The organism is Tenacibaculum singaporense (assembly GCF_003867015.1).
Taxonomy (GTDB): Bacteria; Bacteroidota; Bacteroidia; order Flavobacteriales; family Flavobacteriaceae; genus Polaribacter; species Polaribacter singaporensis.
In genome coordinates, this window is record NZ_CP032548.1 from 2,854,145 (window position 1) to 2,874,083 (window position 19,939).

At 32.6% G+C, this 19,939-nt stretch carries 23 protein-coding genes and 5 tRNA genes; 15 read left to right on the forward strand and 13 right to left on the reverse strand.

From position 1 onward, the window contains the following. The first annotated feature begins 5 nt into the window (after window positions 1-5). Window positions 6-563, forward strand: coding sequence for a YqgE/AlgH family protein (locus D6T69_RS12625; protein WP_125068067.1), 558 nt, complete (start codon window positions 6-8; stop codon window positions 561-563). A 2-nt stretch (window positions 564-565) separates the two neighbouring features. Here the strand turns inward: D6T69_RS12625 and D6T69_RS12630 are convergent, their stop codons facing one another. After that, on the reverse strand, window positions 566-1,396 hold the full coding sequence (locus D6T69_RS12630; RefSeq protein WP_125068068.1) for an aminotransferase class IV: 831 nt from the start codon (window positions 1,394-1,396) through the stop codon (window positions 566-568). A 105-nt stretch (window positions 1,397-1,501) separates the two neighbouring features. Further along, window positions 1,502-1,885 carry an START-like domain-containing protein gene (locus D6T69_RS12635; protein WP_125068069.1) on the reverse strand — a complete coding sequence of 128 codons (384 nt, stop codon included), beginning with the start codon at window positions 1,883-1,885 and terminating at the stop codon, window positions 1,502-1,504. Window positions 1,886-1,989: 104 nt separating this feature from the next. Here D6T69_RS12635 and D6T69_RS12640 point away from each other — a divergent pair. Then, a tRNA-Met gene (locus D6T69_RS12640) sits at window positions 1,990-2,063 on the forward strand. Between the two features lie 37 nt (window positions 2,064-2,100). Here the strand turns inward: D6T69_RS12640 and D6T69_RS12645 are convergent. Further along, on the reverse strand, window positions 2,101-2,532 hold the full coding sequence (locus D6T69_RS12645; protein WP_125068070.1) for a GNAT family N-acetyltransferase: 432 nt from the start codon (window positions 2,530-2,532) through the stop codon (window positions 2,101-2,103). A 29-nt stretch (window positions 2,533-2,561) separates the two neighbouring features. Here D6T69_RS12645 and D6T69_RS12650 point away from each other — a divergent pair, with 29 nt between their 5' ends. The 4 genes from D6T69_RS12650 (at window position 2,562) to D6T69_RS12665 (ending at window position 4,056) form a co-directional block, all read left to right on the forward strand. Then, a complete protein-coding gene (locus D6T69_RS12650; protein ID WP_125068071.1) occupies window positions 2,562-3,008 on the forward strand; it encodes a GNAT family N-acetyltransferase in 447 nt (148 codons plus the stop codon). 745 nt (window positions 3,009-3,753) lie between these two features. After that, window positions 3,754-3,826: transfer RNA gene (locus D6T69_RS12655), tRNA-Gly, on the forward strand. Between the two features lie 42 nt (window positions 3,827-3,868). Next, window positions 3,869-3,941 (forward strand) — tRNA-Gly (locus D6T69_RS12660). 42 nt (window positions 3,942-3,983) lie between these two features. After that, window positions 3,984-4,056 (forward strand) — tRNA-Gly (locus D6T69_RS12665). Window positions 4,057-4,088: 32 nt separating this feature from the next. Here D6T69_RS12665 and D6T69_RS12670 read toward each other — a convergent pair. Further along, window positions 4,089-4,739 carry a rhomboid family intramembrane serine protease gene (locus D6T69_RS12670; RefSeq protein ID WP_206197818.1) on the reverse strand — a complete coding sequence of 217 codons (651 nt, stop codon included), beginning with the start codon at window positions 4,737-4,739 and terminating at the stop codon, window positions 4,089-4,091. Window positions 4,740-4,828: 89 nt separating this feature from the next. Between D6T69_RS12670 and D6T69_RS12675 the strand changes: the two genes are divergently transcribed. Beyond that, window positions 4,829-5,737 carry a lysophospholipid acyltransferase family protein gene (locus D6T69_RS12675; protein ID WP_125068072.1) on the forward strand — a complete coding sequence of 303 codons (909 nt, stop codon included), beginning with the start codon at window positions 4,829-4,831 and terminating at the stop codon, window positions 5,735-5,737. 80 nt (window positions 5,738-5,817) lie between these two features. On the opposite strand, the gene D6T69_RS12680 is transcribed toward D6T69_RS12675, so the two are convergent. From D6T69_RS12680 to D6T69_RS12695, 4 genes are all read right to left on the reverse strand, one after another. Next, window positions 5,818-5,893, reverse strand: a tRNA-His gene (locus D6T69_RS12680). Between the two features lie 55 nt (window positions 5,894-5,948). After that, entirely contained in the window at window positions 5,949-6,665 is a 717-nt protein-coding gene (bshB1, locus tag D6T69_RS12685; RefSeq protein ID WP_125068073.1) for a bacillithiol biosynthesis deacetylase BshB1, read from the reverse strand. After that, complete coding sequence (locus tag D6T69_RS12690) at window positions 6,666-7,823, reverse strand: trans-sulfuration enzyme family protein (RefSeq protein WP_125068074.1); 1,158 nt, start codon at window positions 7,821-7,823, stop codon at window positions 6,666-6,668. 75 nt (window positions 7,824-7,898) lie between these two features. Beyond that, complete coding sequence (locus D6T69_RS12695; protein ID WP_125068075.1) at window positions 7,899-9,308, reverse strand: MATE family efflux transporter; 1,410 nt, start codon at window positions 9,306-9,308, stop codon at window positions 7,899-7,901. A 153-nt stretch (window positions 9,309-9,461) separates the two neighbouring features. Here D6T69_RS12695 and D6T69_RS12700 point away from each other — a divergent pair, with 153 nt between their 5' ends. From D6T69_RS12700 to D6T69_RS12725, 6 genes are all read left to right on the forward strand, one after another. Further along, entirely contained in the window at window positions 9,462-10,220 is a 759-nt protein-coding gene (locus tag D6T69_RS12700) for a Rossmann-like and DUF2520 domain-containing protein (protein ID WP_125068076.1), read from the forward strand. Then, complete coding sequence (locus tag D6T69_RS12705) at window positions 10,204-10,731, forward strand: KdsC family phosphatase (RefSeq protein WP_125068077.1); 528 nt, start codon at window positions 10,204-10,206, stop codon at window positions 10,729-10,731. Before D6T69_RS12700 ends, D6T69_RS12705 begins: the two co-directional genes overlap by 17 nt. A gap of 45 nt (window positions 10,732-10,776) precedes the next feature. Further along, window positions 10,777-11,202 (forward strand): DUF2147 domain-containing protein, encoded by a 426-nt coding sequence (locus D6T69_RS12710; protein WP_164506725.1) that lies wholly within the window; start codon window positions 10,777-10,779, stop codon window positions 11,200-11,202. Window positions 11,203-11,316: 114 nt separating this feature from the next. Beyond that, entirely contained in the window at window positions 11,317-11,757 is a 441-nt protein-coding gene (locus D6T69_RS12715; protein WP_125068078.1) for an RrF2 family transcriptional regulator, read from the forward strand. Window positions 11,758-11,824: 67 nt separating this feature from the next. After that, window positions 11,825-12,544: an iron-sulfur cluster repair di-iron protein gene (ric, locus tag D6T69_RS12720; protein WP_125068079.1), complete on the forward strand. Its 720-nt coding sequence runs from the start codon at window positions 11,825-11,827 to the stop codon at window positions 12,542-12,544. A 10-nt stretch (window positions 12,545-12,554) separates the two neighbouring features. Beyond that, window positions 12,555-14,774, forward strand: a complete 2,220-nt coding sequence (locus tag D6T69_RS12725; protein ID WP_125068080.1) for a nitric-oxide reductase large subunit — start codon at window positions 12,555-12,557, stop codon at window positions 14,772-14,774. A gap of 57 nt (window positions 14,775-14,831) precedes the next feature. Here D6T69_RS12725 and D6T69_RS12730 read toward each other — a convergent pair whose 3' ends face one another. Both D6T69_RS12730 and D6T69_RS12735 read right to left on the reverse strand, forming a co-directional pair. Beyond that, on the reverse strand, window positions 14,832-15,122 hold the full coding sequence (locus tag D6T69_RS12730; protein ID WP_240628311.1) for a class III extradiol ring-cleavage dioxygenase family protein: 291 nt from the start codon (window positions 15,120-15,122) through the stop codon (window positions 14,832-14,834). An 18-nt stretch (window positions 15,123-15,140) separates the two neighbouring features. After that, window positions 15,141-15,452 carry a hypothetical protein gene (locus tag D6T69_RS12735; protein WP_125068081.1) on the reverse strand — a complete coding sequence of 104 codons (312 nt, stop codon included), beginning with the start codon at window positions 15,450-15,452 and terminating at the stop codon, window positions 15,141-15,143. Window positions 15,453-16,069: 617 nt separating this feature from the next. Between D6T69_RS12735 and D6T69_RS12740 the strand changes: the two genes are divergently transcribed. Together D6T69_RS12740 and D6T69_RS12745 are read left to right on the forward strand one after the other, a co-directional pair. Next, window positions 16,070-16,699 (forward strand): hypothetical protein, encoded by a 630-nt coding sequence (locus D6T69_RS12740; protein ID WP_125068082.1) that lies wholly within the window; start codon window positions 16,070-16,072, stop codon window positions 16,697-16,699. Between the two features lie 347 nt (window positions 16,700-17,046). Next, the gene (locus D6T69_RS12745) at window positions 17,047-18,045 is read left to right on the forward strand and encodes a glycosyltransferase family 2 protein (protein WP_125068083.1); all 999 of its coding nucleotides are present in this window, start codon (window positions 17,047-17,049) and stop codon (window positions 18,043-18,045) included. Here D6T69_RS12745 and D6T69_RS12750 read toward each other — a convergent pair. From D6T69_RS12750 to D6T69_RS12760, 3 genes are all read right to left on the reverse strand, one after another. Continuing rightward, window positions 18,037-18,705, reverse strand: coding sequence for a ceramidase domain-containing protein (locus D6T69_RS12750; RefSeq protein ID WP_125068084.1), 669 nt, complete (start codon window positions 18,703-18,705; stop codon window positions 18,037-18,039). The genes D6T69_RS12745 and D6T69_RS12750 overlap by 9 nt on opposite strands. A gap of 84 nt (window positions 18,706-18,789) precedes the next feature. Then, entirely contained in the window at window positions 18,790-19,410 is a 621-nt protein-coding gene (locus tag D6T69_RS12755; protein WP_125068085.1) for an L-threonylcarbamoyladenylate synthase, read from the reverse strand. A gap of 3 nt (window positions 19,411-19,413) precedes the next feature. Beyond that, on the reverse strand, window positions 19,414-19,914 hold the full coding sequence (locus D6T69_RS12760; protein WP_125068086.1) for an IS1096 element passenger TnpR family protein: 501 nt from the start codon (window positions 19,912-19,914) through the stop codon (window positions 19,414-19,416). Window positions 19,915-19,939 lie beyond the last annotated feature (25 nt).

The following is a 19,939-nucleotide window of genomic DNA, read 5'->3' on the forward strand; positions in this document are numbered from 1 at the left end:
AAATTATGGTTGCATTTAAACCGGAAAAAGGTAGGTTATTAATTGCTGAACCAGCAATTTTAAATGATAGTTCTTTTAAGAGAACCATCGTTTTACTTACTGAGCATAATGAAAAAAGTTCGGTAGGTTTTATTTTAAACAGACCTTTAGACCATGTACTTAGCGATTTAGTTCCTGAGATAGACTGTGATTTTACAGTATATCAGGGCGGACCAGTAGAACAGGATAATTTATATTTTATCCACAAAGTTCCACACTTACTTCCTAACAGTATTGAAGTTGCAAACGGTATTTACTGGGGGGGAAATTTTGATCTTTTAAAAGAGTTATTAAATAACAAACAGTTAAAAGCTAGCGATATTCGTTTCTTTTTAGGCTATTCTGGCTGGGGGGCAAACCAATTAGAAGAGGAACTGTTAATGAACTCTTGGTTTATAACAGAGAATGACTACGAAAATATTTTAACCACTAGTAATAAAGGTTTTTGGAAAGAAAAACTATTACAAAGAGGTGGTAAGTATAAAATTTGGGCAAATGCTCCTAGCGATATTCAAATGAACTAAGTTTAACTAGTTACTGTCGCAAGTTTTAAACTACTTTTTATTTTATTAGTTATATCTGTTGAAAATTCTTTTTTACGATAATTAGTAACTGGTTGAATTCCAACAATAGCGTTTGTTATAAAAACTTCGTCTGCTTTTTGGATTTCAAAAGGAGAAATAGTTGTTTCTTCTATTGTATACTCTGAGTGTTTTTCTATAATCTCAATTACTTTTTTTCTAATAATTCCTTTAATACACCCTTCTGTTAAAGCTGGAGTTTTTATTGTGTTTCCTTTTACTATAAAGATGTTTCCATTAATAGTTTCAACAACCCCTTTACGTTCATTTAGCAAAATACAATTATCTAAATCGTTTTCTTCGGCAAAAACAGCTGCTAATGTATTCAACATTCTATTAGTTGTTTTTATTGTTGAAAGCAACCCAGAATAGTTATAAAAATCTTTAAAAACATCCATTCTATAGGTCTCTTTTTCTACATTCTCTAATGGAGTTCCTTCAATAATATAATTTATTTCGTTTGTAACTGGCGCATATAAACCTCCGTCTTTTCTAAAAACAGTTAATCGTATTCTATAAGAAGAAGATTCAGGTAGTTCTTTTATTACTTTAAGAATTTCATCTTGCAAATACTCAAGGGTAAACTTCATAGGTATCTTCATACGAAGCATTCGCATTGAAGCCATTAACCTAAAATAGTGGTCTTCTGCAAAAACAACTTTACCGTTTAACACTTTAATTGTTTCAAAAATAGCATCGCCATACTTAAAAGCTCTATTCTTGGTTGAAATTTGTACTTCGTTATCAGAAATTAAAGTTCCATTAAAGTTTACCATTTCTTAAAAATTTTAATTGCAAACTTACAATTTAGGTAAATATTAGCCACAAAAAAACTCGACAAAATTGTCGAGTTCTTCTTTTGGTTCTTTTCTCTTTGTGTGTTAAGCTCCTATTGTATGCTTTAATTCTTCTATTTGGTTTTGCCAAAGCATTTTTGCTTCTTCCGCATCCTCTTCATCATCGGCAAAATCTGTAACAATTACAGCAACATCTTTTGTTAGTGGGTCTACCTGTATTTTGAATTCAAAATAACTATCATCACCTTCACTTTCAGTCCATTTAAACTTAATACGTTCGTCTGTTTTTTTGGTAATTATCTTTGCCTCTTCTTCAGAGTCATCCCAAATAAATGTAATAAGCTTTCCTCGTGAATTTACTCTATCTGCAAACCATTCTTCTAAACCTGCTGGCGTTGCAAAATATTGATATAACATGCTTGGTGATGCATGAATAGGGAACTCTAATTCAAATTTAACTTTGCTCATCTATTTTTTTGTTTAAGTGCCAATATAGATAATTATTTTTTAAAAAAAAATTTAAATGTTTGTTGTCTAAAACCAAAAAGTAATTATATTTGCACCCGCAATCAGGCGAGGTAGCTCAGTTGGTTAGAGCGCAGGATTCATAACCCTGAGGTCGGCAGTTCAAATCTGCTCCTCGCTACAAAACCCAAATCTTTCGATTTGGGTTTTTTTTATACTCAGACTTTAGTGTACATTTTAAAATGAGTACCTACTTTTTGCACTTCAAACTCCTCTCCTATTATTACAAAATCTAGACTCTTATAAAAACCAACAGCTTCTTTTCTAGCATTACACCATAAAACATCAATGTTTTTAGTTTTTAAAATGTTTTTTGCTTCTTCTAACAATAATCTTCCAGCTCCCATACCTCTCATTTCTGGTAAAGTAGCCATTCCTCTTAACTGATATTGCTCTCCTTTAATAGCTTCTTTTCTATTCTGTATAAAAGATGCTATACCTACCAATTTATTATTATGAAAAGCCCCTAAATGAAAACTACTTTCATACTCATCTTCCTTAAACTTGTAAGGTAAATCAATGTTGTTTCGTAAAACAGCTAATCGAATATTATAGGTTTCTTGAGCTGATATATTTTTTATTTTTATCATCTGAAATTTCTTTAACTCAAAAATACAGAATGAATATAAATTTTAACCTGATTAGCAAAGAAGATATTCTTACAATTCTTCCTCTTTTACGTAAAGCCAATACTACGACACCAAAAGATATTTTAAAAGCTAGAGTTTTAGAAATGGCAGCATACCCTAACTATGAATGCATAGGTGTTTTTGATGATGATAAACTAATAGGTATTTGTGGACTTTGGTACAGCACTAGACACTATATTGGTAAGAGTGTAGAACCTGACCATGTAATTGTTGATGAAAACTATAGAGGTAACAATATTGGTAAGCAGCTTTTTAAATGGGTATATGATTATACAAAATCTAAAGGATATGAAGCTGTTGAATTAAATACGTACACTACTAACAGAAAGTCTCATAAGTTTTATTACAACGAAGGCTTTGAAATCTATGGTTTTCATTTTCTTAAAATTATAAGGGATGAAAAATCTTTTTTCTAAGAGACTCAAAGAAAACCTAAAACAAATAATATAAAACCGTACTTTTTTTACGGTTTTATTTCTAATATTATATTTTAAACAACCTAATTTTGAGAAACTTAAAACTTTTATTATGATAAAAAATATTTCAAACTTAGGTATTAGTTTAAACAAAAAGGAACAACGATCTATTAATGGTGGTAAAGCGCAATGTTTATTACCTGACAATACCTGTTCTCGAATTTGGTTTGGCTGTGCAGAACCTCAATGCCGCCCTCAACCCTTTTAAAGTACTAAGCGGGGTTTCCCGCTTTTTCCTCTTTTATTAACACTTCACTCCAACCATACGTCCTCTGTTATCAGCACTACAAGTTTAAAAGATTTGTTTTTTATGGTTAGCCCATAATTTTTTTACGCTTTTTTATTCTTCTACCTATTAAATTATAAGTACCTTAGCAGCACTTAAGAGACGTCTTAAGTTCTTTTTCATAGCAATTTTCCCACTCAATCTTTTTGAGTGGGTTCTTTTTTAATACTGAATACTATAATTTCATACGCTACACGTACAATAAAACTATTTTTAATTCCTTTTTTTACTGTACAAGATTAGATTTTACATTAACATCTATAAAACTTATAAAATCTTTATAAACCTATCTTATTCACTTTCTGATAGCTACCTATCAAAGACATAGTTTTTGCTATTTTTTTTCAAAAAAATATTTGTAGATATTAGAAACAGTCTTATATTTGCAACCGCTTTACTGCGGGAGTAGCTCAGTTGGTAGAGCGTCAGCCTTCCAAGCTGAATGTCGCCAGTTCGAACCTGGTCTCCCGCTCAAATTTTTACATAATTGTAAGAAATTACAAAAGTCTTTACCGCGGGAGTAGCTCAGTTGGTAGAGCGTCAGCCTTCCAAGCTGAATGTCGCCAGTTCGAACCTGGTCTCCCGCTCAAATTTTTACATAGTTGTAAGAAATTACAAAAGTCTTTACCGCGGGAGTAGCTCAGTTGGTAGAGCGTCAGCCTTCCAAGCTGAATGTCGCCAGTTCGAACCTGGTCTCCCGCTCATAAAAAAACCGAAACATTAGTTTCGGTTTTTTATTTATTTAGTTTTAATTTATCTCCAAAGAAAAATAATCCTAGAATAATTAGCGCCATAATACCAACCATTATTGTATGATTCGTTATTACACTTGGCCGTAACACTAATGTTATCAAATATCCACCAATAGCACCTCCTAAATGAGCTGAATGACCAATATTACCTACTTGGTTTTTCATTCCGTAAATAGAATACAATAAATATCCTATACCTAAAACATATGCAGGGAATTCAATAAATGGAAAAAATATGAAACTATAGGTCTTGTCTGGATATAGTAAAATAGCAGAAAACATAACACCTGACACTGCTCCCGATGCTCCTACTGCGCTGTAATACAATTCTCTTTTATGCTGATATAACGAATACATACTTCCTGCCAACAAACTAGCTACATAAATCAACACAAAATTAATTACACTAAAATTTCTCATAGCTAGCTCTCCAAACAAATACAAAGCATACATATTAAATCCTAAATGCAACCAATCTACATGTAAAAAACCTGAAGTTAACATTCGTATTTTCTCTCCCCCTAATATTCTTTGAACTTGAAATTTATAGCGATCAAAAAAAGCCGCATCACTAAACCCTTTTAAAGACACTAATACATTGGCTACAATCAGTATAATAATAACTTGACTCATAATTTTATATATATGCACAAACATAAACAAAAGTTAATAAAGTAAATCATTCATTAATTAATACGATATTTGCCTAAAATTAAAACTTAATGAAACTACTCATCTTTATTATTGTGTATCCGCTAGTATGGATATTATCAATTTTACCCATGAGATTATTATATATAATTTCTGATTTTTTCCGTCTTGTCATTTTCAACTTAATAGGCTATCGTAAAAAAGTAGTGATTCAAAACCTAAAAACAGCTTTTCCAGAAAAAGACGATAAAGAAATAAAAAACATAACAAAAAAATTCTACATACATTTCTTTGACTTAATCTTTGAAAGCATTAAATCTTTCACAATTAGTGAAAAAGAAATACTCAAGCGCTATAAGTACAAAAATCCCGAAATTATAAACAAACTTGCTAAAGAGGGAAAAAGTATTGCTTTAGTTGGAGCGCATCAAGCAAATTGGGAATGGTCTTTTAGTCTCCCTCTAGTACTTGATCTTCATGTTTTTGGAGCTTACACAAAACTCGCTAACAAATATTTTGAAAAAGCCGTAAAAAGCTCTAGATCCAAATTTGGTATTACTGGATTTAAAACTTCAGAAACAGTAAAAGGTATTCACAAAAATTACCAAAACAACATACAAGGTCTATACATATTATTAAGCGATCAATCTCCTCAAGTGCATAAATCTCATTACTGGACTAATTTTTTAAGTGTTAGAGTTCCTATACACACTGGTGCTGAAATGCTTTCTAAAAAATATAACCTTGCTGTTGTTAACTACTGTGCTAAAAAAATTAAAAGAGGTTATTATGAAACAGAGTTTGAACTTATAACCGAATCTCCTAAAGATTTTGAAAACTACCAAATAACAGACAAATATTTAGAAATTACCGAAAAAAATATTAAAGCACAACCAGAGTTTTATTTATGGACACACAAGCGCTTTAAGCATAAAGACAAATACGAACAATGGTTAAAAAACAGAAAGGCTTCTCAATAAACTGAGAAGCTTTTTTATTCAATACTAATTTTAAAAGTAAATTTAAAACACAAAAAACCTTCTCAATTTGAGAAGGTTTTGGGTGAAAGACCGGGTTCGAACCGGCGACCTCCGGAACCACAATCCGGCGCTCTAACCAGCTGAGCTACAATCACCATGTAACTTGCGGGTGCAAATATACAAGCTTTTAGTATTCTGGCAAAACTTTTTTTTAAATTAATTTACTTAAATTTTCTACTGCCACGTAACGTTCTGATGTAAAGCCTTCTGCAAAATCAACCCCTATCAATCTTCCCAAGTCTCTTGCTCTATACTCTATACTATCGGTAAAGTTTTTACTAGTTATTGGAGTTTCTGGCTCGTTACTTTTCGGATCAAAAAACTGTGATGAATACGCCATAACTGAACTGATTTTTTTATCCATAAAACCAGTAACATTCACCACAAAGTCAGGTTCAATATTTTTCCATTGTATATAGTGATAAACTTGTTTCGGTCTCCATTTTTCTTGTTGAACTCCATCTAACTCAGTTACTATTTTAAGCAAACCGCTTAAAAAACAAGCATCGGACACTAACTGACTTCCTTTAGGGTGATCAATATGGCGATCGTCAATAGCATTACACAACACTATTTCTGGTTGATACTTACGTATCATTTTAATAATTTCTAGTTGATGTTCTTTATCATTTTTAAAAAAGCTATCTGCAAAGCCTAAGTTTTCACGTACTGAAACCCCTAAAATGTCAGCAGCTATTGATGCTTCTTTATCACGCAATTCAGCAGAACCTCTTGTTCCTAACTCTCCACGAGTTAAATCAACTATCCCAACTTTTTTTCCTTCTGAAATTTCTTTGGCTATGGTAGCTGCACATCCTAGTTCAACATCATCTGGGTGCGCTCCAAAAGCTAATATATCTAGTTTCATTTATTGTATTGTTTTTTGTAATGCTTGTTCTATATCTTGAATTAAATCTTTTGTTTCTTCTATTCCTACCGAAAAACGAATAAGCCCATCTTTTATTCCTTGTTTTGCTCTTTCTTCAGGTGAAAGCAACGCATGAGAAGTTTGTGTAGGGCTCAACACCGTACTTTCTACTCCTGCTAAACTCATAGACGGTTTTATAAGTTTTAAATTACGTTGAAAAGTCATAGCATCTATTTCTTCCTGTAACTCAAAAGACAACATACCTCCAAAATACTTCATTTGAGATTTAGCCAACTCATAATTTGTATGCGATTTTAATCCTGGATAGTACACCCTAGCTATATGTTCATTTCTCTCTAAATATTTTGCCATTTTCAACGCATTTTTACTTTGACGTTTTACACGTAAGTTCATTGTTTTTAAACTACGCTCTAACATCCACACTGTAAAATCACTTAGGCTACCTCCTAAATTCTTTGCTAAATTCCATATTCGTTGTATGTGCTCTTCTGAAGCTGCAACAGCTCCTGCCAATATATCTGAATGACCTCCCATGTACTTTGTCGCAGAATGTATCATAATATCAATTCCAAAATCCACTGGTGTTTGATTAATTGGTGAGGCAAAGGTATTATCAATCATTGTTATTATACCGTGCTGTTTTGCTAAACTTGCGACAGATTTTATATCTACCACTTTTAATAAAGGATTAGATGGCGTTTCAATAAAAATTACACGTGTGTTTTGTTGGATTTCTTTTTCAAAATCTTCAATAGCTAAACTATTGGTAAACGAATATTCTATTCCAAATTTATCAAACTCTTCTACCACAAAATTATAGGTTCCCCCGTATAGTGTTTCCTGTAATACTACATGATTTCCTTTTTGTAAAAAAGCTAGTAAAGAAGTACTAATAGCCGCCATACCTGAACCAAATAGTAAACCTGCTTCCGTTTTTTCTAAAGCTGCTATTTTTTTACACAAAGCTTCCTGATTAGGCGTATTAAAATAACGCGGGTACCTTTTTACATCAACATTATCAAATTGATAAGAAGTTGACATATAAATTGGTGAAATAGCTCCTTTAAACTGATCATCTTTTATTTCGCCAACATATGTACAAATAGTATTAATGCCTAATTTTTGCTTGGTATTCATAGTAATAAGAGAGTTTAAAATCTTAGACTTTAGATTTCTTTACAGAACTTTAATAGCTAAGTTACAAAAACTACCTTATACCTTAACAGATTTCCATTTTCCTTTTTTAAACATCCAAATACCAACAACTGCAATTAAAACTTCTGCTAAAGTTATTGCTAAAAAAACTCCTATAGGACCAAAACCTAGTGTAATAGCCATTACATATGCAAACGGTAATTGAAATAACCAAAAGCACACAAAGTTGATATAGGTTGGTGTTTTGGTATCTCCTGAACCATTGAAAGATTGAATTACAACCATTCCATAAGCATATGCTATGTATCCAGCTGCCATAATTCGCAAACACAAAGCCCCATTTTCAACAACTTCAGTATTTTCAGAAAACCATCCTAAAAAAGTTGGAGCAAAGAATATGTAAATCAATGAGACAGCCCCCATGAAAAAGGCACAATATTTACTCGTTATCCAAACAGATTTCTCTGCTCTTTCTGGTTGTTGTGCTCCTAAGTTTTGCCCTACCAATGTTGCTGCTGCATTACTCATTCCCCAAGCAGGCATTAAGGTAAACATCATTATTCGAATAGCAATTGTATATCCTGCTAACACTTCACTACCAAATTCAGACATAATTCGCATTAAAAACACCCAACTTGAAGTTCCGATAATAAACTGCCCTATTCCTCCTAATGACACTTTTATTAAGTTTATCATTACAGAAACTCTGACCACTAAATCTTTAACCGCTATTTTTATTTTACCTGCTCCAAAAAACAATACTCCTAATTGCGCTATAACTGCCGTACCTCTTCCAATCGTTGTTGCTATAGCTGCTCCCTCTACTCCATATGCAGGTATCGGTCCTAACCCAAAAATAAAAATAGGATCAAGTATAATATTTAATCCGTTCGATAAAATCAACGTCCACATTGCAATAGATGCATTTCCTGCTCCTCTAAAAACAGCATTGATTAAAAACAATAACATTACTGTTATGTTTCCGCCCAATAATACACGAGTATATCCGTAACCTTCAGCAATTAAATCAGGCTCGCCTCCCATGAGTGCTAGTATTTCTCTTGGATATACAATTCCAACAATACTGATAAGGATAGAAATAAAAACTCCTAAAAATATAACTTGAACTGCTGTTTGATTTGCTCCTTCTGAATCCTTCTCTCCTGTTCTTCGAGCGACTAAAGCAGTTGCCGCCATACTTAACCCTATGGCTACAGCATACACTAACGTAAGTACAGACTCTGTTAATCCTACGGTAGCGACTGCGTTTACACTTACCCTTGATACATAAATAATATCTACCAAGGCAAAAATAGATTCCATCAGCATTTCTAAAATCATCGGAATTGCTAATAAAAAAATTGCTTTACGAATACTTCCAGTCGTAAAATCTTGCTGTCTTCCTAAAACAGCATCTTTAAAAAGTGAGAATATGGTTTGTTTTGATGTTTGATTGTTATCAGTCATTATAAAGTTTTATAAATACATAAAATTGTCTTAAAAAAGCGTAAGACTTAACTATTTGTTGCTCAAGCAACACAACTATTTGAGGTGACTTATACAATCATAATGGTACAAATATGCGAAAATAATTTTAATTAATTTCAATATCTTCGTGCTATGATTAAAGTTGCCATTATAGGAGGCGGTAATGTAGCTACACATTTAGCCAATGCTTTTAATAAAAAAAACGAAGTATCGTTAGTACAAATGTATGCTCGAAATATTGAGCAAATTCATCATTTAAAAGAAGTTACTCCTATTACAAATAGTATAGAACTTTTAACAGAAGCCGATGTGTATATCATTGCGGTTTCTGATGATGCTATTGGTGATGTTTCTCGTAAAATTAAACAAAAAAACGGTTTAGTTGTACATACTTCAGGTAGTGTAGCTATGCAATCGTTACAAAACACTGGACGTAAAGGTATCTTTTACTTATTACAAAGTTTTTCTAAAGACAAAGATGTAAACTTTAATGAAATTCCTTTTTGTTTAGAAGCTGAAAACGAAGATGATTTACAGTTGTTAGAAACTCTTGCTAAATCTATTGGAAAAAAGATATATCGTATCAATTCAGAGCAACGTAAACGATTACACGTTGCTGCTGTTTTTGTAAATAATTTCACCAATCATATGTATAAAATTGGTGCTGATATTTGCAACGAATATCAAGTTCCTTTTGAAGTATTACTACCTCTAATTCAGGAAACAGCTCAAAAAATAACCGAGTTGAGTCCTGAGTCAGCACAAACAGGTCCTGCCAAAAGAAATGACCAAAAAACTATTCAAAACCATTTAGCGTTATTAAATGCTGAACAACAAGAAATTTATAAACTTATTACAAAATCAATCCAACAAAATGGAAAAGAGTTATAAAGAATACTTACCTCAAATAGACACCTTTATTTTTGATGTAGACGGAGTATTAACTAACGGAATTGTAACCGTTTTTCCTGACGGACAGCTTGTACGTCAAATGAATATTAAAGATGGATACGCCTTAAAAGCAGCTGTAAAAGCTGGCTATAGGGTTTGTATTATCTCTGGTGGAAAAAACGAAGGAGTGCGTACACGTTTAGAAGGCTTAGGTATTACCGATATTTATTTAGGAGCTCATGATAAAATTAAACAGTTTAATGAATTGGTTGAAAAATACAAACTAAACCCAGAAAATATAATGTACATGGGAGATGACATCCCTGATTACCCTGTAATGAAACTCGTTGGTATGCCCTCTTGCCCTAACGATGCTGCTCGTGAAGTACAACAAATTTCAAGATACATTTCTGATAAAACTGGTGGTAATGGTTGTGCTCGAGATATTATAGAACAGGTTTTACGTGTACAGGGAAAATGGGAGAGCAACTTTGATGCACAATACGATTAATTGGAATACTTTTTGAAAACGATATACTATTAAAACTTTTAGATTATGAAAAAAATACTTTTTGCTTTATTATTTACAACCGTTAGCTTATCGATGAGTGCGCAAACTATTTTCGGAAAATGGGAAAACCGTGACGAAGAAACCAACAAAGTTGATTCTGTAATAGAAGTATATAAAAAAGATGGAAAGGCTTACGCTAAAATTATTGAGATTACAGACAAAAATCGTCAAGAAGCTGTTTGTGATAAGTGTAGTGGAAAGCGCAAAAACAATCCTATTTTAGGAATGAATATTTTAACAGGTCTAAAAAAAGATGGTGACGAATGGAGTGGTGGAAAAATTTTAGATCCTAAAAATGGAAAAGAATATAAGTGTTATATTAAACTTGAAAACGACAACAAATTAAAAATTAGAGGTTATATAGGCTTTGCTGCCTTTGGTAGAACAGCTTACTGGCACAGAAAAAACTAAGCCTAAAATATATTCAAAAGCATCATTAAAAAATGATGCTTTTTTTATAAAAAAATAAAAGACTTTAGTGTCTTTTATAAAGAAAACTAATATCTTTGTAGCATATTATTTTATATGTTTTCAAAATCTTGTGAATACGGTTTAAGAGCAACTATTTTTGTTGCAGAACAATCTAGCTTAGATAATAAAGTTGGTGTAAAAGCTATTGCTGCCGCTATTAATTCTCCTGAAGCTTTCACAGGGAAAATATTACAAATTTTAACAAAAAATAATATCATTGATTCTATTAAAGGTCCCTATGGCGGATTTGTAATTAATAAAGCTGACCTTAAAAAAATTCGCTTAAGCGATGTGGTTCGTGTATTAGATGGTGATAGTATTTATACAGGTTGCGGATTGGGTTTAAAACAGTGTGATGATAGCTCTCCGTGCCCTCTTCACTTTAAATTTGTAGAAATTAGAGATAACTTGAGAAAAATGTTAGAAGGAAACACCCTTCATGATGTATTATACACAAATGACAAGAAAAATACTTTTTGGCTAAAACGAGAATAAAAAAAATTTACAACAATAAAAGATAAAAAGGTCTTTTTATGATTTATAAATAATAAATAGAAACAAAATGGAGATAAATAACAACTCAATAGTAGCAGATATAGTTGCAAATAACTATAAAACAGCTACAATTTTTAAACTATACGGAATTGATTTTTGTTGCAACGGTAACAGAACTATTCAAGAAGTTACTACAAAAAAGAACATTGTTCCTGATACATTAATCAATAAACTAATTCGCATTGATAGAGGCTCTAAATCTAATAACGATTATCAAAGCTGGTCCTTAGATTTTTTGTGTGATTATATCTACCAAAATCACCATACATATGTGGAAAAACAAATTCCTGAAATTTTAGAATATCTAACCAAACTAGCTAAAGTACATGGTAACAACCATCCTGAGCTACATGAGGTTTTGCAACTCTTTAAAGAAAGTGCTGGGGAACTTACCACACATATGAAAAAAGAGGAACTTATTTTATTTCCTTTTATAAAAAAGTTAGTTGAAGCGAGTAGCTCAAATACTCCTCTTTCTCCTCCTCCATTTGGTACGGTAGAAAACCCTATAAATATGATGCATACCGAGCATGATAACGAAGGAAGTAGATTTAGAACAATTGCAAGACTTACCAATAATTACACTCCACCTGAAGACGCTTGTAACACATACAAAGTTGCTTTAGCAATGCTACGAGAGTTTGAAGAAGACTTACACAAACACATTCACTTAGAAAACAATATTCTATTTAGAAAAGCAATCAAACTAGAAAATCAATTAAATTAAATAACTAATAATGAGAAAAATTTGGACTGGATTTATTGCAGTAGTGGTATTATCATTTATTGCATTAATATGGGTAGGTACAGAAATTTATCAAACCCAACCCCCTATACCTGAAACAGTAAAAGTTAACGGAAGTAATGAAACTATATACACTAAAAAAGACATACAAGATGGACAAAATGTTTGGGAATCTATCGGAGGAATGGAAGTCGGCTCTATTTGGGGTCACGGAAGTTATGTAGCTCCAGACTGGACAGCTGATTGGATTCATAAAGAAGCGGTTTACTTATTAAACTACTGGGCTAAAAAAGACTTTAATACTAACTATGATTCTTTAGATGAAGAAAACAAAGCTGCCTTAAAAGCTCGTTTGGTAAAAGATATTAGAACCAACACTTTTAATGAAAAAGACCAATCAATAACAATTTCTAAAGAGCGAAAAGAAGCCATTGAAGTTAACTCAGCGTATTATGCAAACATTTTTTCAAAAGGTCATGAAAAATATGCCATTCCAGAAGGAGCTTTAACAGATACTGATAAACTAGCAAAGCTTAATGCCTTTTTATTCTGGACTTCTTGGGCTGCCAGTACAGAAAGACCCAATCAAGACTATACCTATACTTCTAACTGGCCTCACGAACCGTTGATTAATAACACAATTACTCCCGATTCACAACTATGGTCAGGGTTCTCAATAATTTTATTGTTATTATTTATAGGAGTATTAACCTATTACTACATTCGAAATCATGAAAAAGGAGAAGCGGTAACAAACCCAAGCAATGACCCCTTATTAGACTTAAAATTAGTTAGATCTCAAAAAGCAGTATTAAAGTACTTTTTAGTCATCTCACTTCTTATTGTATTACAAGTTGTTTTGGGTATTGTTACTGTACATTATACGGTAGAAGGTCAAGCTTTCTTTGGTTTTAATTTATCAGAATATCTTCCGTATTCAATCTCTAGAACCTGGCATACACAACTTGCTGTATTTTGGATTGCCGCTACATGGTTAGCAACAGGATTATTCTTAGCTCCAATTATCAGCGGTAAAGAAATGAAGTACCAAGTTTTCGGAATCAATTTCTTGTTTATAGCCTTATTAATTATTGTTTTGGGTTCTATGCTAGGAGAATGGTTAGGAGTGCACCAATTTTTGGATTTAACTACTAACTTCTTCTTTGGTCACCAAGGATATGAATACATGGATTTAGGTAGATTCTGGCAAATATTCTTAGGTATTGGTTTAATATTATGGGTAGTTATGGTTGGTAGACATGTGCTGTATGGTATCCGTAAAAAAGACGACTCAAAACATTTACTTTCTATACTATTAATAGCTGTAGTTGCTATTGGTATGTTCTTTTTCTCAGGATTAATGTATGGAGAAAACAGTTCACTACCTGTAATTAATTATTGGAGATGGTGGCTAGTGCACCTATGGGTAGAAGGATTCTTTGAGGTCTTTGCAACGGTGATTATTGCCTATATTTTCTCTCGAATGAAAATTATTTCAACCAAAACAGCAGGAAAAACAGCGATAGCCTCAGCTACTATTTTCTTAGCAGGTGGTATCATTGGTACCTTACACCATTTATATTATTCAGGAACACCGGTGCAAGCCATAGCCTTAGGAGCTACATTTAGTGCTTTGGAAGTGGTTCCATTAACGTTAATGGGATTTGAAATTAGAGAAAACTGGAATTTATTGAAAAAGAATGCTTGGATTCAACGTTACAAGTGGCCTATCTTTTTCTTTATTGCTGTTGCCTTTTGGAACATGGTCGGTGCTGGTGTTTTCGGGTTCTTAATCAACCCTCCTATTGCATTGTACTACATCCAAGGGTTAAACACAACTGCGGTACACGCACATACTGCACTATTTGGAGTGTACGGAATGTTAGGTATGGGCTTTATTTTAATCTGCCTCCGCTTGTACTCAAACATTGCTTGGAACGAAAAGCTCGTAAAAAATGCATTTTGGTTTTTAAACGGCGGATTGGTATTAATGGTAGTATTAAGCTTATTACCAGTAGGTATTATTCAAGCATATACTTCAATCACTAAAGGATATTCTTTTGCTAGAGATCCAGAGTTATTATACAACCCAACAGTACAAACCTTAAAATGGATGCGAATGATAGGAGATATTGTATTCTCTTTAGGTATTGTATGTTTCTGCTGGTTTGTGGTAAGAACAACGATTAATGCAATAAAACAAAAATCGTAACCCCTCTTTATTTTTATTAAAAGTCTGTGTAGACCCCATCTATGCAGGCTTTTTTTATTATCCTATTTTTAACGAAGTCATACTTAAAGAACCCGCTAATAGTTTATCATTAAAAAGTTGAATTTCTTCATTTTTTTGTTGCAATCCTAAACTATAAATTAATGGTAAATAATGATCTGGAGTTGGTATTGCAAGCTGAAAAGCTTTTGACTGTTTTGTATAATCAATCAAGGGTTGATAGTTACCTTCTAATAAATATGTATTAACCGTTTCTCTAGCTTCAATAGCCCAATCATATCCGTAATCATAGTTATTAAAGCTGTTAAATCTTCTGTTAATTCTACCCAAGTAACTCTAGTACATGAATCAATAATACCATATAGATAGTAATACTTTTATAGGTTCTGAGCTAACGATTCCTTTAGGTAAAGAAGGAGTATCAATACACCATAATTCTCCTGCTTTCCTTTTAATTATTCCCTTCTTATTTTCAATCATTTTTGGACGTAGTCTGTTTACTCCGTGGCGTTTTAATATATTACAAACTCCAGAAGGAGTAGGTGTAAGTTGTTTTAATTTGGGCTTTAAAATACAACTAATTTCATATTTATTATTCCCTCGATCTCTTAAAACTAATACTTTTTGTTCAATAAAAGGAAGGGGATTCTGTTTTTCCATTTAGGACCTCTTTTTCGCGGTAATGAATCTTTTTGTTGACCACTTTATCTAAAGCGATTATAATATTTTAAAAAAGTTCGTCAATCTTGTACCATTAAGTTCATAAAACTCTTTTGCAAATCGATAACGAGGGTGTTGTTAATTTTTTATTTGTTCGTATTCATTTATCAAAAGTTGGTATTTCTGTAAACAACTTCGAACTAAAGTTAAATCGTCTGTACTTATTCGCATGTCAAAATATAAAATTTTGTCAACGAATTAGTTAACTTTTACAGAAATGACGGAAATGTGAAACATCATACGTAGCTATCTCACTCTCGACAAACAGATTGCGTCGTTCCTCTCTCAATGACGATTATTATAATGTCATTTCGAAGGAGGCTATGACTGAGAAATCTTAAACATGGGAGGCAGCTTCCTTTGAATGAGATTTAGCTTCGCTGAACCTTACGGTTTCTCCCCTACGGTAGGAATAACGGGAATATCATTAATGACATTCAACACACACTTCAACACAGAAAACAATGCGTTTATAACATTCATTTATCTTTTTTGTATTCTATTTCTTAAATTCACATAACTAAACAACTCCATACCAAACTTTAAAAATTAATTTTATGAGTAATACTATTAAACTAAACTTTATAAACAGATCTAATGATGCTAATAATAGTGATGTTGTAATTTTTCAAAAGAATGTTGCAAGCAATTTTGATGAACATCATATTGCATGGAAAGTAATTAAAAACCCAAGTCATAAAGAAAGCCACCCTATCCACTACTCTACTAACTTTCAAGTTGCTGCTAGTGACTCTTACGGAAACTTCACACCTCACTTAAGCGCTTATGATGGAAGTTCTTTTGAAATGGTTGAAAAAGCATCTGGATATACATTACAACCATCCCAATATTTCGCAACTAATATAGATGAAGTAGAAATACAAAACAATTTAGAGCTAGGTTCCATTAATATTAATTGTTACAAAGACGGTAAGTTATTAGCTACTAAACGTAATATTGCTCCAGGTCAAAAAGCTGTTTTTAAATTTAATCCTAAAATTTACATTGGTGTTACTTCTGGAATTGAAGAAGGACAAATTCTCAATCCTGCTATTATTTCAAAAATAAACACGGAAATAAACTTATTTGAGGTTCAAAGCGCTGATATTGTAATGACTGGCGGTGGTTCTGAACCTTTTAATTTTAGTTTAGAGAATGTAACGTATATACCTGTAGAATTAGAATAGAAGTTACACTCTTTGATGAGATTTGGCTTTGCTGAACCTTAAGCATGACAGTTACTCCCCCTATGAGATTCCTCCTCCTTTGTCGTTCGGAATGACAAAACTGTACGTCATAGCGAGGAGTGACAACGACGTAGCTATCTCACTCTCGACAAACAGATTGCTTCACTATCGCTCGCAATGACAAAACGTTATTGTCATCTCGAACTGAAGCAACGCGAAATGTGAGAGAGCTCAAGAATATGATTAACACACTTTTAAAGAGATTCCTCCCATACAGTCGGAATGAGACCTAGAATGATTCCTGCTTTTTTAACAGCATTTCATTTATAAACTGTAAATTTGCCGTCTTGAAAACAGCTATCGTCATATTAAACTGGAACGGAAAAAAATTGCTTGAGCAGTTTTTACCTTCTGTCGTAACTTTTAGTTCTGAAGAAGCTGAAGTTTATGTCGCAGACAATGCTTCTACAGATGATTCTATTGCATTTGTAAAGCAACATTTTCCTGCTGTAAAAGTTGTACAGAACTCAGAAAATGGTGGTTATGCAAAAGGTTACAACGATGCTTTACAGCATATTGATGCGGATGTATATTGTTTAGTAAACTCTGACATTGAGGTTACCGACAACTGGTTAACTCCCATTATTGATACTTTTAAAAAGGAACCTAACACTGCTATTATTCAACCTAAAATTTTAGACTTCAAAGACAAGTCTAAGTTTGAATATGCAGGTGCAGGTGGTGGTTTCATTGATGCTTTTGGATATCCTTATTGTCGTGGTCGTTTGTTTAGCGACTTGGAAACAGATAATGGACAGTTTAACGATACTTCTGAAATATTTTGGGCATCTGGTGCTTGTTTTTTTATTCGCTCTGAAGTTTTTCATCAACTCAATGGTTTTGACGAAGACTTTTTTGCACATCAAGAAGAAATTGATTTGTGTTGGCGTGCTAAAAATAGTGGACATACTATAAAATATATTGGGGCTTCAACTGTGTATCATGTTGGTGGGGCTACATTAGACACTTTGAACCCAAGGAAAACTTTTTTAAATTTCAGGAATAGTTTACTCAACTTAGTTAAGAACTTACCCTCTGCTAAATTGTTTCCAATTATTTTTTCTCGTTTGGTCTTAGACGGATTAGCTAGCGTTAAATTTTTATTGGAAGGAAAACCAAATCATTTGTTCGCTATTTTAAAAGCTCATTTTAGTTTTTACATACATCTTCCTAAGTTTATAAAAAAGAGAAAAGAATCTCCCAAAAAATCAAATTACTACGAGCATAAATCTGTGGTTTGGCAGTATTATGCTAAAGGAAGAAAAAAGTTTACCGAGTTACGTTAATTCTTGTTCATCTTTATAAATATAATATAGCAGGAAGAAAACTGCAATTCCTCCAAAAGTATGCCATAACCAATGCGTTCCCATGGGCAATACAACTACTTTATTATCTAATGTCCTAAATAGTAAAGCTATTCCAAAAACTGCTCCTCCGTATACAATGTATTTTACATTTCTCCAACGAGTCTTATAAGCATACCATATTAACGGAGTTATTACTGCAAATGCAGTTACGGCATACCCAAACGATGTTCTATATCCTGAAGGTATTGGTAAAAATCGTGGAAAAATAGATACTAAAAGTATAGCTACAACTATCGCTATTCGTTCCCACCATTTCTTTTTAATTTTTCCTATGAAATAAATAATAGCCCCTAAACATATAATCATGATAGGAACCCAATCTAACAACAACCAAAATTCATGACTTCTTGTACCGTGAAACATGGTACCACCTATCCAACTGATGAATATTACTGGAATAGCAAACAGAAAAAATGGGTATTGTTTAGGGTTTTGATAAATTCTTCTTCCGAAGTAAATCAGTAGAACAATAAAAATTAAGTTGCTAAAAGTATTGAAAGACTCAACAGGCAATCTGCCTGCTATGGTTTCTTGATATATTGGTCCGCTGTCGTTGGGGAATCTATCTAGTAAAAACATATATCCTTTTTCTATTCTGTACTAAGATAGGAATTGTGCTTTTAATTAAAAAGTGGTTTTGTAAGATTTCAACTAAACTTATTATTACAAAATATCTAAGCTTCCTTTTCCTTCACGAATTACTTCTGGTTCATCGGTTGTTAAATCGATTACAGTAGATGCATGGTTATCTCCGTACCCTCCATCAACCACGATATCAACAATATTCTGCCATTTCTCGAAGATTAACTCAGGATCGGTTGTATATTCCAATACTTCATCTTCATCGTGAATAGATGTAGATACAATCGGGTTTCCTAAAGTTTCTACAATGGCTCTTGCTATATTATTATCGGGCACGCGAATACCTACTGTTTTACGTTTTTTATAGGCCTTTGGTAGTGAATTACTACCAGGTAATACAAAAGTATACGGACCTGGTAAGGCTCTTTTTAAAACTTTATAGGTTGCAGTATCTATTTGCTTTACGTAATCGGATAAATGACTTAAATCGTTGCAAACAAACGAGAAGTTGGCTTTTTCTGGCTTTACTTTTTTTATTCTTGCTACTTTTTCTAGTGCTTTAGTATTGGTAATATCACAACCTAAACCATAAACAGTATCGGTTGGATATATAACTAACCCACCATTTTGTAAAACTTTTACAATTTTTTCAATCTCTTTTGGATTGGGATTGTCGTTATACAGTTTTATAAATTGCGCCATAGCTTAGTAATTATCAAAGTCAAAATCGTCTAGGCTTTCAAAGTTATTAAATTCATCATCAATTTCATCATCTATATTTTTTGAAAGATCTTCTGCCTTAAATTCTTTTTCTGGGGCTTGCTCTGGGATTTCTCCTACAGATAAGATCATTTTTGTTTCAGTAACTTCTTCATTAGATTGTTCTATTACCTCTACATAAAACGTCCACATTTGTAAGAAATCGTACACATAAATTAACTTATCGTGTTGGTTTGGTATGGTTTCATGCAAAATACATGTTGCCATTGAAATTCCTTCTCCTGCTTCTGACATATTGAATAAAGGAATTTCTTCACCTTGATTCCAATCTTCATCGGTACGGTAAAAAGATGCCATTTCTTGTCCGTTAAAACCAAACGCTTTTGCGATATCAAAGTGTAGGTTTTCTAACGAAGCTTTTTCATTTACCAATAGGGTTCGTATTACATCTTCTTTCGTATCTAAAATTACGCGTACTTTATACATTCTATCATTTTTTGTCAGTACAAAA